10 protein-coding genes are annotated in these 19,391 nt (G+C 34.7%); 2 read left to right on the top strand and 8 right to left on the bottom strand.

Going from position 1 to position 19,391, the window contains the following annotated elements; all coding sequences use genetic code 11:
- Both RMN97_RS03365 and RMN97_RS03360 read left to right on the top strand, forming a co-directional pair.
- A partial coding sequence (locus RMN97_RS03365; protein ID WP_309613106.1) for a T9SS type B sorting domain-containing protein occupies nt 1-232 on the top strand: 232 nt, incomplete at its 5' end.
- A gap of 227 nt (nt 233-459) precedes the next feature.
- Entirely contained in the window at nt 460-4,851 is a 4,392-nt protein-coding gene (locus tag RMN97_RS03360) for a T9SS type A sorting domain-containing protein (RefSeq protein WP_309613105.1), read from the top strand.
- A 190-nt stretch (nt 4,852-5,041) separates the two neighbouring features.
- Here RMN97_RS03360 and RMN97_RS03355 read toward each other — a convergent pair whose 3' ends face one another.
- The 8 genes from RMN97_RS03355 to RMN97_RS03320 form a co-directional block, all read right to left on the bottom strand.
- Nucleotides 5,042-6,739 carry a family 16 glycosylhydrolase gene (locus RMN97_RS03355; protein ID WP_309613104.1) on the bottom strand — a complete coding sequence of 566 codons (1,698 nt, stop codon included), beginning with the start codon at nt 6,737-6,739 and terminating at the stop codon, nt 5,042-5,044.
- A gap of 98 nt (nt 6,740-6,837) precedes the next feature.
- A complete protein-coding gene (locus tag RMN97_RS03350) occupies nt 6,838-7,776 on the bottom strand; it encodes a glycosyl hydrolase family 17 protein (RefSeq protein ID WP_309613103.1) in 939 nt (312 codons plus the stop codon).
- A 16-nt stretch (nt 7,777-7,792) separates the two neighbouring features.
- Complete coding sequence (locus RMN97_RS03345) at nt 7,793-10,207, bottom strand: MFS transporter (RefSeq protein WP_309613102.1); 2,415 nt, start codon at nt 10,205-10,207, stop codon at nt 7,793-7,795.
- A 74-nt stretch (nt 10,208-10,281) separates the two neighbouring features.
- Nucleotides 10,282-11,556 (bottom strand): glycosyl hydrolase family 17 protein, encoded by a 1,275-nt coding sequence (locus RMN97_RS03340; protein WP_309613101.1) that lies wholly within the window; start codon nt 11,554-11,556, stop codon nt 10,282-10,284.
- Between the two features lie 4 nt (nt 11,557-11,560).
- Nucleotides 11,561-14,980: a hypothetical protein gene (locus tag RMN97_RS03335; protein WP_309613100.1), complete on the bottom strand. Its 3,420-nt coding sequence runs from the start codon at nt 14,978-14,980 to the stop codon at nt 11,561-11,563.
- A 38-nt stretch (nt 14,981-15,018) separates the two neighbouring features.
- Nucleotides 15,019-16,533, bottom strand: a complete 1,515-nt coding sequence (locus RMN97_RS03330; protein WP_409024871.1) for a glycoside hydrolase family 30 protein — start codon at nt 16,531-16,533, stop codon at nt 15,019-15,021.
- Between the two features lie 82 nt (nt 16,534-16,615).
- Nucleotides 16,616-17,452, bottom strand: coding sequence for a glycoside hydrolase family 16 protein (locus RMN97_RS03325; RefSeq protein WP_309613099.1), 837 nt, complete (start codon nt 17,450-17,452; stop codon nt 16,616-16,618).
- 73 nt (nt 17,453-17,525) lie between these two features.
- Complete coding sequence (locus RMN97_RS03320) at nt 17,526-19,391, bottom strand: glycosyl hydrolase family 16 (protein ID WP_309613098.1); 1,866 nt, start codon at nt 19,389-19,391, stop codon at nt 17,526-17,528.

The raw sequence follows: 19,391 nt of genomic DNA, 5'->3' as shown, positions 1-19,391 counted from the left end.
TGGCGATGGAATCCACGACACTTGGAATGTTGTTGGAATAGAGGAACCCGCAAAAATCTTCATCTTTGACCGTTATGGCAAACTGTTGAAACAAATCAGTCCAACAGGCAATGGTTGGGATGGAACGTATAACGGTCATCTGTTGCCATCGGATGATTACTGGTTTACGGTTGATTTTGCAGAAGGCGGCGTAATGAAACAATTTAAGGCCCACTTCGCGATGAAGCGATAGTTGTTAGTTGTCAGTTGTAAGTTATAAATGAAAGTCTTGATTATATGTTGGTTTTTTTTTTATGTGATAGAAAAAGATTTAACGGATATTGGGAGTAGGGGAAAACCTTTTTATTTAAAATATAAATTTAGCTTTCTAAATTCAGTAATTTTGAAAGTGTCCTATTATATAAATAGGATATAAGTATATATATTTCGGCAACAATTAACAACTTTAACACATAGCTTATGTACTTAAATTACATTTTAAAACATTCCCCAAATCAAAGTGTTTATTCGGTAAATCTGAAAAAGATTTTCATAGTGATGCTACTATCTTTTAGTTTCACGAGTATGCAATCGCAAACTACGTTTACTTCTGTACAATCTGGGAATTATACTGACCCAACAACATGGGGAACAGCATCGGCTCCGACTTCAGATGACCATGTTGTAATTGATACTGGACATACAGTTACTCTTGATGATGTGCTTACTGCACAAAATGTTACCATTAGTGGTACATTAGAATGTACGGCAGCTTCTTCGGAATTTAGTGTAGAAGGCAATTTAACGGTTAATTTGGGTGGCTTGTTTAAAGGTATTTATTATTATGATGCAGGTTCATTTGGATACAACATTGGGATAAAGATTGCTGTAGCAGGTAACATTATAAACAATGGTAGAATTGATTTGTCTGAAGGGTCCAGTTATAGCCCTGAAGGAGTGCTACATTTAAACGGAACAACTTTGCAAACGGTCAGTGGTTTGGGTACTTTTGGAGGCACTTTTTATAGTACAGACAATAGTAACACCGGAGCGGTAATTAATCAATTAATCGTTGATAACTCTAGTACTACATCTCCAAATATTATTTGGGGATTTAATAACATTAAAATTAGAAGTGCTTTAGTGCTAACAAGTGCTCAAATAGATTTAGGCACAAACAAAATGTCTATCGGAAATTATGGTAGTGCTAATACCACGTGTTCATCGGGTAGTGGTTTTTTAAGCGGAACTATTGGAAGATGGTATGGGGCTTATGATATTTTTGCTCCAATAACTCCAGGTACTGATTATTATAACGTAAATACTTTATTTCCTTTTATTAGTGCTGATGGTAAAAACAGAGCAGCCTTTATTTCAAGACCAAGCGACACCACCAATTCGGCAGTATCCGGAGAACTTACCGTAAGTTATTATGATGCATCAACAGTTTCTACTGGTTTTTCAGTTCCTGATGGTGCATATACAGTTACTGATATCTACGAAGGTGCCTGGGTTATAGAAAAGGATGCCAATTATTTATTTCCGTTAGGAAATCATTCGATAGCTTTTTCAATTGAGGATGCTTATTTGATTAAAAATGGAAATTCTAGGATTATTAAGGTTGATGAAACGACAGTTGGAACGCATCAAACAGGAACAACTACACCTTTTGCCCAAAGAATCGGACTTTCAGATACTGATTTAAATAATGCTTTCCTTGTCGGATACAACGCTGTTTTAGATACTCCGGTAACTTCAGTTCAATCGGGGAATTGGAATGATGCTTCTACATGGAGTAGCAATGCGGCACCAACTTGTGCAGATACTGTCACTATTCTTGGAGGGCATACGGTAACTGTTAATTCAGTTAGTAGTGTAGCCGGCGTAAATATTAATGCCGGAGCTACTTTAATTAGTGATTCTTCGAGCTTAACGGTTGGTTGTACTAATAACAACGCTACTTTTTCGAACAGAGGAACGTATACTATTAATAGTGGTTCTCTTATTGTTAATGGTAATGTTTCGCATACTAATGGAAGCACATTCAATCAAATAGCGGGAGATATTATTGTTGATGGAAATAATGATGGCGATGCTGCAACCAGTATTGATCAAACGCTGTTCAAAATAGCAAACACGACGTTAAACTTGACAGGAGGAAAAATAAGCATTGTTGACCCACCGGTTGTTAGTGCTAGTTTAGTGACTACGCATTCCATTACAAGCATAGTACCGTGTACGGGATTTTTCTGTTGGTTTTCTAGCGATATATTTTTAGACTCAACAGCTGATTTGTCAATAGGGCAAGTTGTCGTTGGTACAGGTATTCCGGCAGGTACAACCATAGCTAGTATAAATTTTGATGGCTCAATTAACACGAATCCTAGTTTACCTGCTACAGGATTAAGCTTGCCATTAAATGTGTCGTTCTATAATGTAGGTAATGCTGTTTCTGCATTTGTTTATGAATCCAATACTAATTATGCTGCGGGTTCAGGTCATACATTGCAAATTGGAGATGGAATATCTACAGAGAAAGGTACAGTAACAACCAATGGTTTTAATTGTAATTTTAGAGCTGCGGAAGGAACCTTATCTTTGAATAACTTAATTATTGATGCTTTAGATGCTACCGATAGATTTATAAATTTAGATAATACTAACGTCAATTCCAATCCGGTTAAAATGAATGTACAAAATGATTTTACGATTGTACATGGAAAAGTAAAAGGTTCTGGAGTTGATACTTATTATGGAGGAAACGTAGTTAACAACGGAGAATTATTTATGTATAATTCAACCTTTTTAGGAAATTATATTGATGGTTCTTATACTGCAACGGCAAACCCACAAACCATTTCAGGTTCAGGAACATATAATGCTCAGACTGATTTAGCCCTTAATACGCCCGCTAATACAGGATCTGTATTACAATTAACAGTTAATAACACAAGTCCGGCAGGGGTAACTTTTACGGTCCCTTTTAATGTGGTTAGCGGATTAACTATGACTGATGGTATTATTCATACGTCATCTACAAGTTTGTTAAAAATTGGTGCTCCAGCCATGTCCTATACTGGATTTATTACAGGAAATTTTGGAGCTAATTGTTATATTGATGGTCCGATGTCAAAAGACATTGGAGGTGGTCAGAACGCAGATAACATAAACAATGGTTCAGGTTTTGATGGCGCGTTTTTTTTCCCGGTAGGAAAATCAACTTATTCTCCTATATGGATTGGAGCCACAACCCCTTCAACAGGTTTTGGAAGCCCGGGTGCAAACTTTAATGTAGAAGCTTTTGAAACCAATTCGGGAACACCATCTTCTAATATTGCTTATTTAAATCCAAACAGATGGGAAGTTTCTAAAACCGCTGGAACTGTTACTGATTTTAATATTAAAGTTGCTGCGGATGCTATAGTAGACGCCAGTTATATCATAGTTCAGGCACCAACGGCATCTGGAGTTTATGATAATGATTTTGGCATAACAGCAATATTTGCTACAGGTACACCAAATACGTTAACTTCTACAACTGACCCATTACCATTTTCTAGTTTTAAGGGTTATTTTTCTACCGCAAGACAAGCAGCATGTTCAGTTGTAACTCCAGGTAATACAGTGGCTTCTGAAACAGCAATTTGCGGAGGGAAATCGGTGACTTTAAGTTTAGAAAATGTAATTATTGGTGAAGGGATTAGCTATCAATGGCAAAGTTCAACCGATGGATCAAGCTATTCTGATATTAATGGAGAAAATGCTACAACTTGTTCTGTTACTCCATTAGAAAACACGTACTATCTTTGTAATGTAACCTGTTCTTTTAGTACATCAACAGTGGCTTCTTCCCCAATTCAAATTACGTTGAATAACACGATAATTACGACTACGCCGGCTACTATTTGTATGCCTGATGATACGGCGATTTTGTCAGCTACTTCATCTACAGGTGATGTTAAATGGTATCAAACACAAGCCGGTGGAGCTTCTATCGGAACTGGAAATTCATTTACTACTCCGGTAATTACAGCAACCACAACATTCTATGCAGGAACTGAAACGACTACGAGCGTTACAGCTGGTTTAGTCTACACTAATGATGGCTATGGAACGGGAGGAACGAACAAAGGTTTGGCATTTAATTTATTAAATTCAATCATCTTAAATTCGGTTAAAGTATACTCACAACAAAGCCCTGGAGGAGCAGGTCCGTTGCCAATTACAATTAGAGTATTGCAAAATGGTGTTCAAGTACCGGGAACTGTAGACGTTATATTTACACCAGATGCGGCATTAGATTGGTCTCCAACGAATACTGCTCAAACGGTTACACTTAATTATTCATTAACTGCAGGAGCTAATTATTCTCTTGAAGCTACAGATGGTATTAGCTATGATAATGCTTTAGCTTATGTGAGTCCGTTTCCAAGTCCTTTCCCGGTTGATAATGGTGCGGTATCTATTATAGGCGGAATAGATAGTGGTTTTGTTGATACCTACAGCTACTACTTCTTTTTTGATTGGGATATTACGGAAGTTTGTTCTTCTGCAAGAGTAGCGGTAACCGCAACAGTACAATCCGCTGAAGAGTGTGGTTTAGGAGTTACTCCGATTACGGATTTGTTGGCAAAAGTTGTTGCGTATCCAAATCCGTATTCAAATACATTTAAATTGGCTATTCAAACAAATATCACTGCTGATGTCGATGTTAAAGTTTATGACATGCTTGGAAGAATACTTGAGCATAAAGTGACAAGTTTTGATAAAATAGCACAAATGGAACTCGGTAGTGGGTATCCTTCAGGAGTTTACAATATAGTGGTAATACAAGAAAATACAACCAACGCACTGCATGTTATTAAAAAATAATTACTAACCATTTTTATTTTGAAAAGACCGATTAATTTTCTAATCGGTCTTTTTTTTATTTATCTAACACGTAAAGCGTTTTAGTAACTTTTTTTCCAAATAGAAGGGAAGTAGGGGCAATTGATTTTGAAATTCCAAATGAGGTCGTCAATTTATTTTTAAGGTTTCTGTTTTATGGGAAAGACTCAGTTTATTTGACGATTAATTTCTTAACGCTTTTTTGAGAACCGGAATACACAGTCAATAAATAGATTCCTTTGGATAGGTCTTTAATAGCCACTTCATTAGTGTTTTCGTTAGTAGCTAAAACTAATGCGCCCAGCATATTGTATATTTCTACTTTATCAATAGTGAGTTTTGAATTGATATGCACATATTCAATAGCAGGGTTTTGAAAGGTAAATTCTCCCAAATCAGAAGAGCTTATTGTACCTAAGGAACAATTATTTCCCACCACATAAGAAATATATCTGGTAACTGATAATCCACCCGAATAAGCAAATTTACAAGCATAATTAATGGTTGCACCAATAGTTTGCCCTGTTATGGTTTTAGTAAAACTATTTCCGGAAACATTGGTCATTTGAGTTTCAGTGAAAGGGGCTTGCTTCCACAGAAAAGCAACTACACCAACTCTGCCTGTATCCAACAATTCAAATGTAAATTTGACATCTGTACCAATGGTTTCAAAAGCATAATTATATCCCAATGTGAACGTTCCTTGCTGAGCTTGTATATCATTACCTGAACAACCCACTGTATTTGTAGTTGTGGCATTTACTAGTATAGGATTATTCGTGTAAGCATTTCCAGATAAATCGGTTGCAGTCACTGTAAAAGTATAGTTGGTATTGGGTAACAAATTAGGCAGGATAACCGATTTTTGCACTCCGGAAGGATTGGCAAACGAAACAGTAGTTGACCCATAAGTTACAGTATAGACTACCGTTCCGGAATTGTCGTTTGAATTCAATAATAATTCTACCGATGAACTGGTTACGGCACCGAGAGTCGCTGTGAAATTAGTCGGGTTTTCTGTATCTACCATAGTATTTTGATATACTCGAACATAATCAATTGCCATTGAAGTTTGATTGAAATCTGTTGGGATTGTTCCGGCGATTCCACCCATGGCAATATTTAATAGAAGATATTGTTCAGCATTAAACGGCCAATTGCTTGGCGTTTTAACACTAGGGTTGTAGGTATAAAAAAGTACACCATCAAGAAGAAAGGATATTTGAAATGGCGACCAATTCATAGAATAAACATGATAATCGTTTCCTAGATTGTTGGCAATAATTCCACCAATATTTGTTGTATTCCCAAAAGAAGAAGGTGTGTGAAGTGCACTCTGTACGTAGTTTACAGGCTGTGATGGTGTTATACCATGTTCCATGATATCAATCTCTCCACAAGCGGGCCAATCCGTAGTACCGAAAGCTGCATCAAAATAGGCACCATCTTCATTTACATTTTTACCTAATAACCATATTGCTGGCCATGTTCCTTGATCTAAAGGTATTCTTGCTCTTACATCAACACGACCATATAAAAAGGAAAATTTAGAATTTAATCGGGCAGAAGTGTATTGTTTGGTTATTCCTTGATTTGTATAGTTTTCTTTTTTTGCTACAATATTTAATAGACCGGCATTTACATATGAATTTTCAATTCTATTTGTATAATGTTGTACTTCGCCGTTAAACCAACTTCCTCCTGCGGGTAATTGCGTTTGATGAAACCAATTCGTTGTATTTATCGAACCATTTGTATCAAACTCATCTGACCAAACCAAATCATTATAAACCACATCAACTTGTGAAAAGCTGAACTGTGTATGCAGAAAAAAGAAAATAAAAATCAGAAAGGAAGTAGTTTTTCTCATAGTGATTACTTTAAATGAATTTTTGTGAATTTGAAAAAACTACACTTTTATATCAGTCAACCCAAATTATTTAAATGCTTGATAGTTTTATTTATGATTTAGTCCTCAATGAATTTTAATTTTTCGTCTTTATCCCATAATCCCCAATAAGCGCCAACATCACCTTCGGCACCTACTTTCCATGATTCATCAAATGAGGAAAAATAGAACATATCAATAGTGTCATTAGCCGACCAAAGTTGGGCATTGATAAAATATTTCATCGCATTTTCTTTAGATGAGAAGGCACCTTTTAGGCTACCACCTTCGCTTGGCCATCCTGTTTCTGTAATAATGACTTTTTTACCGTTACCAGCATGAGCTGCCTGTCCGAACATGGCTTGCATATGTGCTAAGGAATGATCAATATCGCAGCCTTCCCAATAAGGGTAACAATTAGAGAGAATTACATCACAGGCTTCAGTGATTCTTGGTCGATGGGAAAACTCATAATACGCATCTACATAGCCAACAGGAATTCCAGGTAATGCCTCTTTTACCTGATTAATATACTCTAATAATTCATCCTCTGTTAAATCGCCACGGTACATTACCTCGTTGCCAACAGCAGCTATATCGACACATCCTTCTTTCGCTAAAGCAATAAGACTTTCAATTTCTGCATCATTCATTGTCTTGTCATTGCCTAACCAAGCACCGACCAACGTTTTAAGTCCATTTTGATGTGCGACTCGAGGAATATGTTCGTTTCCTTCGACACAAGAAAAAGAACGAATCCATTTGGTATAAGGTTTTATGATTTGAATTCTTCTATTTACTTGTTCTTCGCTAATAATATCGCCTGGTTTTTGTCCATCTTCATACATGCTAAAACACAGGCCATGCATTCCTTTTTCTAGAGTGTCTCGCCATAGTTGCTCCAATTTTTTTGTTGGTACAGAACTAAAATCAACACCATCATAATGGGTATAGCTTCCAATATGTTGTGTATAGTTGGTTTCATTTATGGAAGACTGATGGTCTTTTCTATATGACATTTTTGGTTAAATTAAATTAATAAGTCTCGTCTACTTTTTGCTCTTGATAATGAGTTTTTTTATATTTAAAGTTTCCTTTATCATCCCATAATCCCCATGAGATTCCTGCTTTTCCTTCGGATTGCATTTTCCATGATTCATCAAAGGAAGAGAAATAAAATAAATCTATATTCTCTTTTTGAGCCCACAATTGTGTTTTAATATAATACTTTATCACATTTTCTTTTGAAGCTACTGCACCTCCAATTACTTCTCCTTGACTTGGCCAACCCGATTCTGCTATTATCACTTTTTTGCCTTGAGCAGCTTCAAGGGTTTTTCGGTATATTTCCTGAAGGTAGAAACCAGCAATTCTTATATCAGCACCTTCCCAAAATGGGTAGCAATTTGCCAGTATAACATCACAAGCAGCTGTTAATTTAGGTCTGTTTAAAAACTCAAAATAAGCATCAACATAACCTACAGGCGTATTTTTGGTTGCCTTTTTTACTTGGTCAATATAATTGATAATAGCTTGTTCGTCTAATTCTTCTCTGTATAACACTTCATTCCCGACGGCAGCAATATCAACAAAATCATTTTGTATTAGTTCTATAAGATTTTTGATTTCAATTTCATTCTCTTTGATATCATTACTTATCCAAGCACCTACAATGGTTTTTAGTCCAATTTCTTTCGCAATTTTAGGTATTTTTTCATGTCCATTTGTACATGAGAAAACACGTATCCATTTGGTGTGTGGTTTTAGTATTTCTAGTCGTTTTCTAATTTGGTCTTCTGAAATAGCATCTCCAGGTTTTTGTTCATTTACGAAAGCACTAAAACAAATACCATGCATTCCATTTTTAAATGCAGCAGTAAATTCAGCATCAAGATCTTCTTTTGATAAATCAGAAAAGTCAACTTTGGTTGTGAAAAAGTTAGGGTATTTTTCTTTTAATTTCTTCTCAGATAAAACATCGATGTTAATTTCTGAAAGCAACTTCAATTTAGCGTAACCTGATGGTTTGATTGCTTTTCTAGTTTCTAATTCTTTTGATATTTCTCTCGCTTTTTCTTCTGTCAAGTCATAATTTCTCATTACCCACATAGCGATTAATGTCCCTAAAATTGGAATTCCTGAGAAGAAAAGTCTTAATCCGTTAACTGCACCTTCTGTTTGTGTTGCTGCCCCAGGATGGAAATCTACAAAAGACATAATTATACCAGTTAACAGACCAGCAATGGCAAAACCAAATTTTACCATCCACCAATAAATAGCTCCAAAAATTCCTTCTCTTCGTTTACCAGAAGTCAATTCATCCATATCACAAACATCAGCTGTCATTGACATCATCAAAGTAAATAAACTTCCGATACCAAAGGAAAAGAAAGGTAGAGCGAAAATAAACATATAAGGTTTTCCCGGAATGAAAAGAAACCAAAGCAAGATGTATCCAAAAATTGAAATTCCTTGACAAATTAAAAATGTTTTCTTTTTTTCCATTTTTTTAGACATCCAAGAAACTATCGGAATTACGACAAAAGTGGTGGATAAAGCCCCTAAACACCCAAAAAGTGTTGGCCAAATACCAGCATCTGATGAACTTCCATTAAATAAATAGTATACAACTATAAAAAAAGTAAAGCCAGCAACAGTATTGAAAGCATTAAAAATAAAGAACGTAGCAATACAAAGTTTTCTGAAAGGACTGTTTTTAAAAGCTTCAACAAAACTTAGAAAAATTTCTTTTAGACTGCCTCCCATTGTTCTAAAGGTTAATGGAGAAAAACTCTCTTCGTCTTTAGTTGACTTACTTTTAAGGAAAATAGCTGGAATCATTGCCAATATCATACAAGAAATTCCAACCCAAACAGCCAAAGTTCTCGTGGCTGTATCTGCATTTGGAAACCAACTTGGATCATACATAACAACCCAAAACCAAGGTGCTATTACCCAAGCCCATTGTCCAATCCATTGTGATATAGCCATAATGCTGGTTCTTTCGTGAAAATCATCACTCATTTCATAACCCATTGCCACAAAAGGAACGCTAAAAATGGAAAGTCCCAAATAAAATACAATAGACCATATTAGAAAATAGTAGAAATTATAATCTATTCCGCTTTCTCTGTATAATTGCCACATCACAACAAAAGAAATTCCCATAATAATTGCTCCTATAAAAACATATTGTCTTCTTCGTCCCCATTTAGAGCGGGTGTTGTCTGAAATGAAACCCATAATTGGGTCTATAAAAGCGTCTAAAATTCTAGGTAGAAAAAAAGTAATACCCCACATCCATGTTGGCATACCCAGATTCTCTACCAAAACAACCATAAAAATACCTAAGGCGGCAGGAAACATTTGGTTTGCTAACATTCCCAACCCAAAGGCAACTTTCTGTCCGAAGGGTACTTTATTTTGACTAACATTTGTATTTGAACCCATAATTACGTTTTTTCTAATTGATATTATTTATCAACCAATTTTTTTGATCGTTTGGTTACCGATTTACTATATTTTTAATGCATTGCTTTTGGGACTAAAACATCCTTCATTAAATCCTCTTTATTACCGTTGTATGTTTTAGTTATTTTATTTCCATTTCGAGTCAAGCCTTTGAATATACCTTGATCAACTAAGTTCCATAACGCAAATTTTGCTTGTCCGTTTAGGGTAAATAAGCCAAAATGATTTTCAGAACCTGATGGATTCTTGGCATCTTTCCATTGTTCATCAAATGCTTCAAAGAAAAAGCATGACATACCTACTTTATTGGTCCATTCTCTCATGTGATTATAAAATAAAGCTTCCTTATATTCATCGGTTGCTTTAGAACCTTCGTTGCCATAATGTTCATTTGATACACTAGCCCAACCTGTTTCTCCGATATGAATGGGTTTATTTACGCCTAGGCTTTTCATATATTTAGAAACTCCCTCATATTGTGAGATGGCATATTCTTTAGCGCGAAGCATAGCAGCATTTATCTTTTCAATGTCAGACAAATGGCTTTCCTTTTCGAGAACTCCCCAAAATGCCGGATTGTAATGGGTGTCATGCATAGGGTAGGTGTGCATTGAAATATAATCTACAGCTTTAATCAATTTTTCTAAATCGGGGACGTGATATTGACTTTCGCCTCCACCCCAAGAAGCAAAATTATCAGAACTCGTAATCCATAAATCGGAGGGTAATTTTCCTGATTTTTTTAGTTCTTGCAAATGATTGACCCATTTTAAAATCACACTTGGTTGCACAAAATAACTGGTTGCCCATTTTACCATAGCTTCGTTTCCAACGGCAATAATTTTTACAATTTCAGGATATTGATTTGCTAATTCGACTGCTCTGTCAATTTCGACAGCATTAGCCTCACTTTCAACATCATGATTTGGCGCTAGATTCGTCCATGCATTTTGGCAATCTATCCAAGCACCTAACATTACATACATTTCAAAGTTCTCATCTTCTTTTTTGAGTTGACGAATAACTTCCAGAAGATTGGCTGCTTCTTTTAAATGAACATTATAGGTTCTCAAGACTTTGACACCCATAGCCGAAAGAATTTTCATATCCTCTTTGAGTTCAGGTATTGTAGGCTCTATATCTCTTGAAGTTTGTCTGAAACCACCATACGATAGTGCTAAATATTTTGAGTTGCCTAATATATCGGCTGCAGTAAGATTTTTATTTGGCATTGGTTTACTTTCTTTTTTTTGAGCTTTCATACTTCCACATCCAAACAGTACCAACAGAATTGGAACTAGTAAAAATATATTTTGAATGTTTTTCATTTTGTTATTTTATTATCGAAACAATGATTTGACTAATATTGTTTTTTCTTCCAAAAACTAGTTTTGAAGTTGCCTCATCTAAGCTTAAATTTTCAAAAAAACGTGATTCATTATTGTTATAAACAACTTTTAAGCTTTCGTTATCAGCTAGTTTGTAAACGATTGGAATTTGGCAATACGTAAAACAAAGTGAATTTGGTTCTAACTGAATTTTGGCTTCTTTATTTTCTTTTGTCAGATAATTAAATGTTTTAGGCGATTGCAAAAACTCGTTTTTTCGCAACAATCGAGGATTAAAAATGACTTTTCCGTCAGTAACAAAAACGCCAACTTCACCAATTCGACTTAATATATCTTCTTTAACCTGACCTGTCATTCCGGGTTGTTGCGCTCCTTTTCCAGCAGGCGTATGAGAATACGGATCGGTTGGGAATGCACCGTATAATTCAGGAGATTTGTGCACACCAATTCCAGCGTTTATTTCATAATAGTGATCTAAAAGTTTTCCAATGGTTACTTTATCTTCTTTTGAATTTATGGCTAGTAGACAATTTTCTTGAACGGCTAGCAACAATTTAGAAACCATGTGCCAATAAATAGAACCTAAACCTTCATAGCCGTAGAATGTTCCTGAACGACCTGTAAATGCTTTATGATTAAAAACTTCCTCATACATTTCTAATAGTAAGGCCGAATCTTTTTCAATTAATGTTTTGTATTTTACTTGATTTAAATTGGATAAGGCTGTTTTTAAAACATTGGCATTATTAAAATTTCCATTAAAATGATAGTTCCCTAAGACATCTTTTTCTACAATTTGAGTATTCCCATCTTTTATTAATTGCGCTAATAAATTTGATTTTGCTACTTTTTCAGAGGCGATGTTATTCTTTTTATCAAATCGTGGTAACTCTTTGTTTGGGTATAAAATATAACTGTATTGATCTTCTCTAAATAAAGCACTGCTTTTTAATCCGTCAAGTACTTTTAAGGCTTCTTTTGGTGATAACATTCCGGAACTTAAGACAGCAACTTGCCCTTCTAACATTTCTGGCAGATAGGAAATGGCTATTTCTTTTTCATTCTTAACAGTCATTAAGTTGTAGGCATGATACATGGCATCATCCCTTTTATTTGCGGTTATGGTGTGCGTTAAAAATCCTTTAAGCACTTCAAAAAATGCTAAAAGTTCGTTTTTAGAAATGACTTTTTTAGAACCTTTAAATCCATTTTTGTAAATAGATAATCGGTAGTTACTTCCTGCATTTCCTAAGCCATCTAATACTGTTTTTCTGTTTTCATCTGAGATTTTATCTGAAAGTAAATGTTTATTGTTTACTAAAGTTGAAACAACTTCATTGAAAAAATCAGCCAATTCTTCTGATAATTCAACTTTGTCAACAGTTGATTTACTAATCACTTTTTCATAAAAAAGTATAAATCGATTCAAATAACAAAGTGTAACCATAGAAACACCATTTCCAACTAGAGCGTTGTTGGCGTCATTCCATTCCGGACGCTGGGTGTTCATCCAAATACCACCTTCGGGAATAAAGTTGGATACTTTCGCTAAAAGGGTGACTAATAATTTTTCAGTTAGGTTTACTTTGTAAATATTAGAATTACCATCCATTATAAGTGTCCCATCAGAACCCATTTCGCCCCTTAATTGTCTAATTTTTCCATCTAATTTGTAATCAAAATCGATAGTGTCTTTTGGGTTTGAAAGCGTATCCTGATAGCTTTTTATTTTGTAGGGTACATTGGCATACACAAAAATGTTTTGGGTAAATCGTTTTTCTAGAAGGTTTGGATAGTGATTTTCAATAAATTCTAAAAACTTGAGTAAATAAATAATTTGGTGATCGCCCCAATAACCAATGTAAGACCATGGATCGTGCTCTTCGATAGCTTCCCAATCAAAACCGTCTTTGGTAACACGATACGGATTGTATCCGTCAAAGGTGGTAGCATTCAGAAATTTATGAATCATACTTTCGATAAACTCCGGAAAAGAATGTGCTAATGCTTCCCAGTTCTGGAAAATATCTCTCCAGTTTCCTTCATAATCTAGTATTTTAGAACCATCAATTTCACTTCGGGTATTAATCGAAAATTTATTCCAAGGTCGGCTTGGGTCACCATGACGACGACTAAATTTTAGAGGAAGGTATTCAAAACAAAGACGTTTAAAATTGCTGTCTTCAATAGTATTAGTGCTATTTTTTAACTCTTCTAAAGTAAAATTGTGGGGTAGAGCGGTAAGTATGTCTTGATTATTATTGAAAACATTTTTGTTGGCCTTTTCTAAATACGTTATAAAATCTTGTTTTTCAATAGTATACCCATCATCAAATATGCCACCTCGCATGATGTTAAAGAGTGTATTTGAAAAATGTCTGGTGTTGGTTAGTTCATCTTGGGTTATTTGTAATCCATCAGATGCTGCGGTTAATGCAATTAGTTTTTTGGTCCCCAATTCTACATCTTGCTGAATACTGCCTGCTAAATCTTTTTCAGTAGTAATAAACTCTGCTAACGCTGTTACTTTGGAAATGGTCTGATTTACATCGGCTACAAAAAACCAATTTTTTTCTGATTTTGCTCCCAAAGTAATGGTAGAACTAACAAAATAAGCACCTCTTTCCGCTTTGATATCAGCTTCTTGTGTAACGCGATTTCCTTTTCTAAAATTATTAAGTTGTAAAGACGAGATTAGATACGTTGGCGAATCAATTCCAAATGACCAAACAATATTGGTTTTTAAACATTCGCTTGGTTCTGCTTTATCAACAATGATGGCACTTAAAGAGTAAATTCCTATTCCTACATTAGCGAATAATTCACTTTTTTTATAAGCATCAACAAGATTACTTTTACTACTTTGCAAATCCTCATTTACGCCATTTGGCAAAATGTTTTGCATACCGTCTAGTAGGGTTATCTCAAGATTATTTTGAGAGTTATTTAGTAAAGTTGCTTTTTTTATAAATCCAAATTTATCACTGGAATTCCATTGATATCGGTAGATTAAATTTAAATCTTCATTAATTTCTTCAAAAATTATTTTATTGCCATAATTGTTTTTATACAGATTTTGGGTTGTTTTATAAACTCCCATCTGTCGGATTGAGAAAGGTTCCCAAATTACAGTTTTCGAACCTAAATGAATTTGAAAAATGCTCTTGCTACCGGTAACTTCAGCATTTTCAGTTATTTTATCGTCGGTATAATAAGGAAATAATGCATTGTTGCTGTCCTTTCTACCGCCTGATAAACCACCGTTACTAGAAATAAACATCCAATGATTGGAATCGCTAACGATGCTCATAAAAAAAGGTCGCATCACATCACTGTTTGCTATTTTATAAAACTTTTCGTTTTCGAAGGTTACCCATTCCACTTTACTATTCTTTGCTTCCATTGAAACCTGTTTACTTAATTATTTATTGAATTGATTTTCTATTTGTTACTTATTAAAATAGTTTGAATTGAATGCGGAAGTGCTTTTAAATAAGCTGAATTTGATTGAAGCGTTACGCTGTAATCTATATTTTTATCACTTGTATTCATGACAACAATAACCAAACTTCCGTCTGTATTTTTAAAAGCAGTTGTCAATAAAGCATTGCTACTAGAAACACTAGCAATTTTTTTGGCTCCCGGACGAATAAATTTTGAAAAATGTCCAATATAATAATACGAATTGGTAAACGTAATTTCATCGGTTTTGGTATTGCCATGAACAGGTGAAAAACAAAGATTTCCGACGTGATTTGGTCCTCCAGTTTCATCAAGAAGGATATTCCAGTCTGTCCAAGCTACCACACCATTGTTAAAATCGTTTATCATTGATTTTCCGTAACGCTCGGCTAATCTTGGGTCTTCATTTTTTATTCTTTCCAGATTATAACTTTCATTACAACCTTCAGTAAAAATTAAATTTTTATCGGGGTAAGCTTCTTTAACATATTTCACAGCATCATACATTGGCACACCATCTTTCCAATCTTCATACCAATGAAAACCAACACCCCAAGCATATTTTGCTGCTTCAGGATCGTTTAAAATCACATTGGCTCGCTGAAATAATAAGTCTCTATTATGGTCCCAAACAATATTTTTTACACTGCCTAAACCTTCTTTTTGTAACGTTGGTCCTAAATAGTTTTTTAAAAAGTCGCGTTCTTCTTCTGCAGTATAAATACAAGACTCCCATCGTTGTACTGCTAATGGTTCATTTTGGACAGTTAAACCCCAAATAGGAATGCCTTCAGCTTCATAGAATTTGATAAATTGCACATAATAATTTGCCCAAGATTGGTAAAATTCCGGGAGCAACTTTCCACCATTAAGCATACTTTTGTTTGATTTCATAAATGCGGGTGGGCTCCATGGGCTGGCATACAACGTTAGTTTTCCTCCGGCTGCTTCAATAGCTTTTTTTATAAATGGGATACGGTATTTTTTATCGTGTTCGATAGAAAAGGTAGCAAGCGCACTATCGCCATCCTCAATATAAGTATAACTCGATGCTGAAAAATCACAACTATGTATAGAAGTTCTGGCTAGTGAATAGCCTATTCCTTTTTCTTGATTATAGTATGCTTCTAAAAATCTTTTTTGATTATTTTTTGATAGTTTATAGAACGTTTCAGCAGAAGCATCAGTTAATGCTCCTCCAATACCTAAAAAAGTTTGAAATTCCTTACTCGAATCAACAATTATAGAAGCATCCGTTTCAAGAGGTTGTTTCAGCTCTTTAAATTTTAATGAATCAGTAATGGTTAATTTAAAATCAGAATGATGTGCGGTTGTATAAACAGCTGTTTTTATAGTTTTCAAATTTAAAACTTTACTAGTAGTATGTTCTTGAGAGGTATGACTAATTCCTTTTATCGGCTTGCAACAAATGAATAATAACAACCCAATACACTGAATTGTTTTTATATTAAAATATATCTTCATTAATTGCATGTTGTGTTTTATAATCTTTAGGATATTTTAAAAATAAGGTTAATCGTAAATTATAATTAACCTTATTTCTTGACTCTAATAGTTATTCATATACTCTTACGTAATCAACGAGCATGGTTTGAGGAAAAGTTGTTTCGTTATTAGGAGAGCCAACATAATTACCTCCTACAGCAAGATTAAGTATGATATAAAAGGGCTTGTCATATACCCACTCACCAGTAACTTTATCCGGAGTAATTTGATTGTATAAAACATCATCAACATAGAAGTTTATGTAATTTTTTCCCCACTCAATACCAAAGATGTGAAAATCAGTATCAAAACGGTTATTTATCAAATCATAACTTTTAGTAATAGCGGTAGCGCCTGAATAACCTGGCCCATGAACAGTTCCATGTGTTACGGTTGGTTCTTGTCCTTTATACTCCATAATATCAATTTCACCACATAGAGGCCAAGTTACAGTATCGGAATCAGCTCCTAATAACCAAAATGCCGGCCAAATTCCTTGTCCCCATGGCATTTTAATTCTGGCTTCAAATCGACCATATTTTTGTTCAAATAATCCTTTGGTTAATAATCTTGCCGAGGTATATTCTGAACCCATATAGGCTTCCTTTTTTGCAGTAATCTGCAACATACCATCTTCTACTTTAACATTATCAGAACTGTCGGTATAATATTCCAGCTCGTTATTTCCCCAACCATTACTACCCGTGCCAATATCATAAGTCCAAATCGCGCTGTTTGGTGCACCATTAGTGTCAAACTCATCCTGAATCACCAGTTTATTCATGGTGGTAACTTTTTGTTTTTCATCATCTGAACAACCAAAAACTACAAGCAATAAGGCAGTAGTAAGAAAGCTTTTTGCTAAACTTATACTATACCATTTAGTGTTAAAATTTTCTTTTGACATACTTTTATCCATTTTATTAAATTGATTTATCTGATACATTTTTTAAATTTTATAAGTGTTTAAAACCATTTTACTAATTATGAAAATAGATGTTGTCTAAATGAATATCTCCGTTACCATCAAACTTAAGTTGGATAACATCTGAAAGATTAACAGGTGAAAAATCACTTAATGGTATTTCCACACTTTGCCATCCTGCAGTAGGTACGGTTAAAACTTTGGATTTTTCTACAGGACCAGTACTAATCAAATAGGTCTTAAGAGACGTTGAGTTAGCAGTCCAATAGTCAATGTGTAGGAAGGTCATTCCAGAAACATTTTGACTACTACCCAATTGAATTCCTTGATAATTTAATCCTGCATATTTTAGTGTTGTATTTCCAGCAATAAGTGGTTGTGTTACCACAGTAGCTTGACCCCAATTAGGATTTAAATTAGTTCCGGCAATATTAGTATAAGCATTACTGAATACAGAAATTACATTAGCAGCAGGAACCGTAGGCGTTGGAGCTGCAGTTGTTGGTGCATTAGGTAGTGCGTAGAAATACATGTTGTCAACAAGAATATTAGAAATAGTTCCATCAGAAATAAATAATATCTGTGCTAAATGACTTCTACTAGTTAATCCTGTAAAATTTGCAAGAGGAATATCAAAACCTACCCAACTTCCATTTGTAAAACTTCCATTGGTGTAGTTAACTGATCCGTTTGTATCATCACCGCCTCCGAAAACTGCATTTGCACCAAAATCACCTAATTGTATTCTGATATGGTCTCCAGCTGTCATTGCTTCCTGCACTTGAATATCCACATGAAAATGAGTCATTGAAGTGGCATTAATTGTAGGTTGAGAAAACTGAGTTCCAACAAAATTAAGTTGTGTATATCTTATAATATCATCGCCATTTATATGGATATCGTCTTGCCCTTGTGTGGTTTGATAAGGAGCATAATAACCATTGTAATATTCTACAGGCACATTAGTGTATGCATCACTAAATATAGAAATTACATTTGCAGGAGCACGAGTAGGAGTTGGCGCTGGTGTAAAGTCTCCTAATGAGTTAATTGTAAATGAACCCAATGCATCTAACTCCCCTAATTTTGCAGTTATAACAGTTGTACCTGCACCAACTACATTAATCACACCTAATTCACTCACTGTTGCTACAGCAGTATTGGAGGATGTAAAGGTATAATATGACGGAGCTACTGACACGGTTTGGTTTACACCATTACCCAAATTAAAGGTTTGTGTTAAACCTGTTATAGTAGTATTTATGCCAATAAAACTATCTTCCACTTTATTGATACCATTATAAATAGTTGGAACTGGATGAGCAATTGTACCTAATTTTTCATATTTTACTTCATCAATCCAAAAGGTATATCCTTGTCCATTTTCTGGCCCTTCTGCATACCAAAACATACCTTTTTCAGATGTTAATTTAGAAGCATCAGGAATCGGAATAATGTATTTTTTCCAGTAAGTAGATAAAGGAACATTCGTCATTGTTACCACGTATTTGTTTTGGTTAAAATCATTACCAAAACCTAGTTCATTGATGGTTGCTGCTTGCGAACCTTTTGCCCAAAAAGTTAGTGCATCATAGCCAGAAAGGTCACGTCCACCACCGTCTATAAATACTCCGCCTACATAGTCACCTTCAGGATCTCCAACATTTGGAACATCAAATCTCATAGAAGCAGTACCTTTGTATTTTACATCTGTATCAACATTAAAACCCGTTAGTAAGGTATTACCAAAAGCTCCGTAATCTAAACCTGGACTGAATCCATCTATGAATACTTCGGCAGTTTTTGGATATGTTGCTAATACAGAATCATCAGAAGGATCTCTATCACAACCGAGAACTAAATTTAAAATCAATCCTATTAGGAGTGTGATTTTTAAATAAATAAATTTTCTTGTTTTCAT

Source organism: Flavobacterium sp. (assembly GCF_031381455.1).
Taxonomy (GTDB): Bacteria; Bacteroidota; Bacteroidia; order Flavobacteriales; family Flavobacteriaceae; genus Flavobacterium.
Note: the sequence above shows the minus strand (reverse complement) of the source record. Positions and strands in the feature narration are given on the sequence as shown.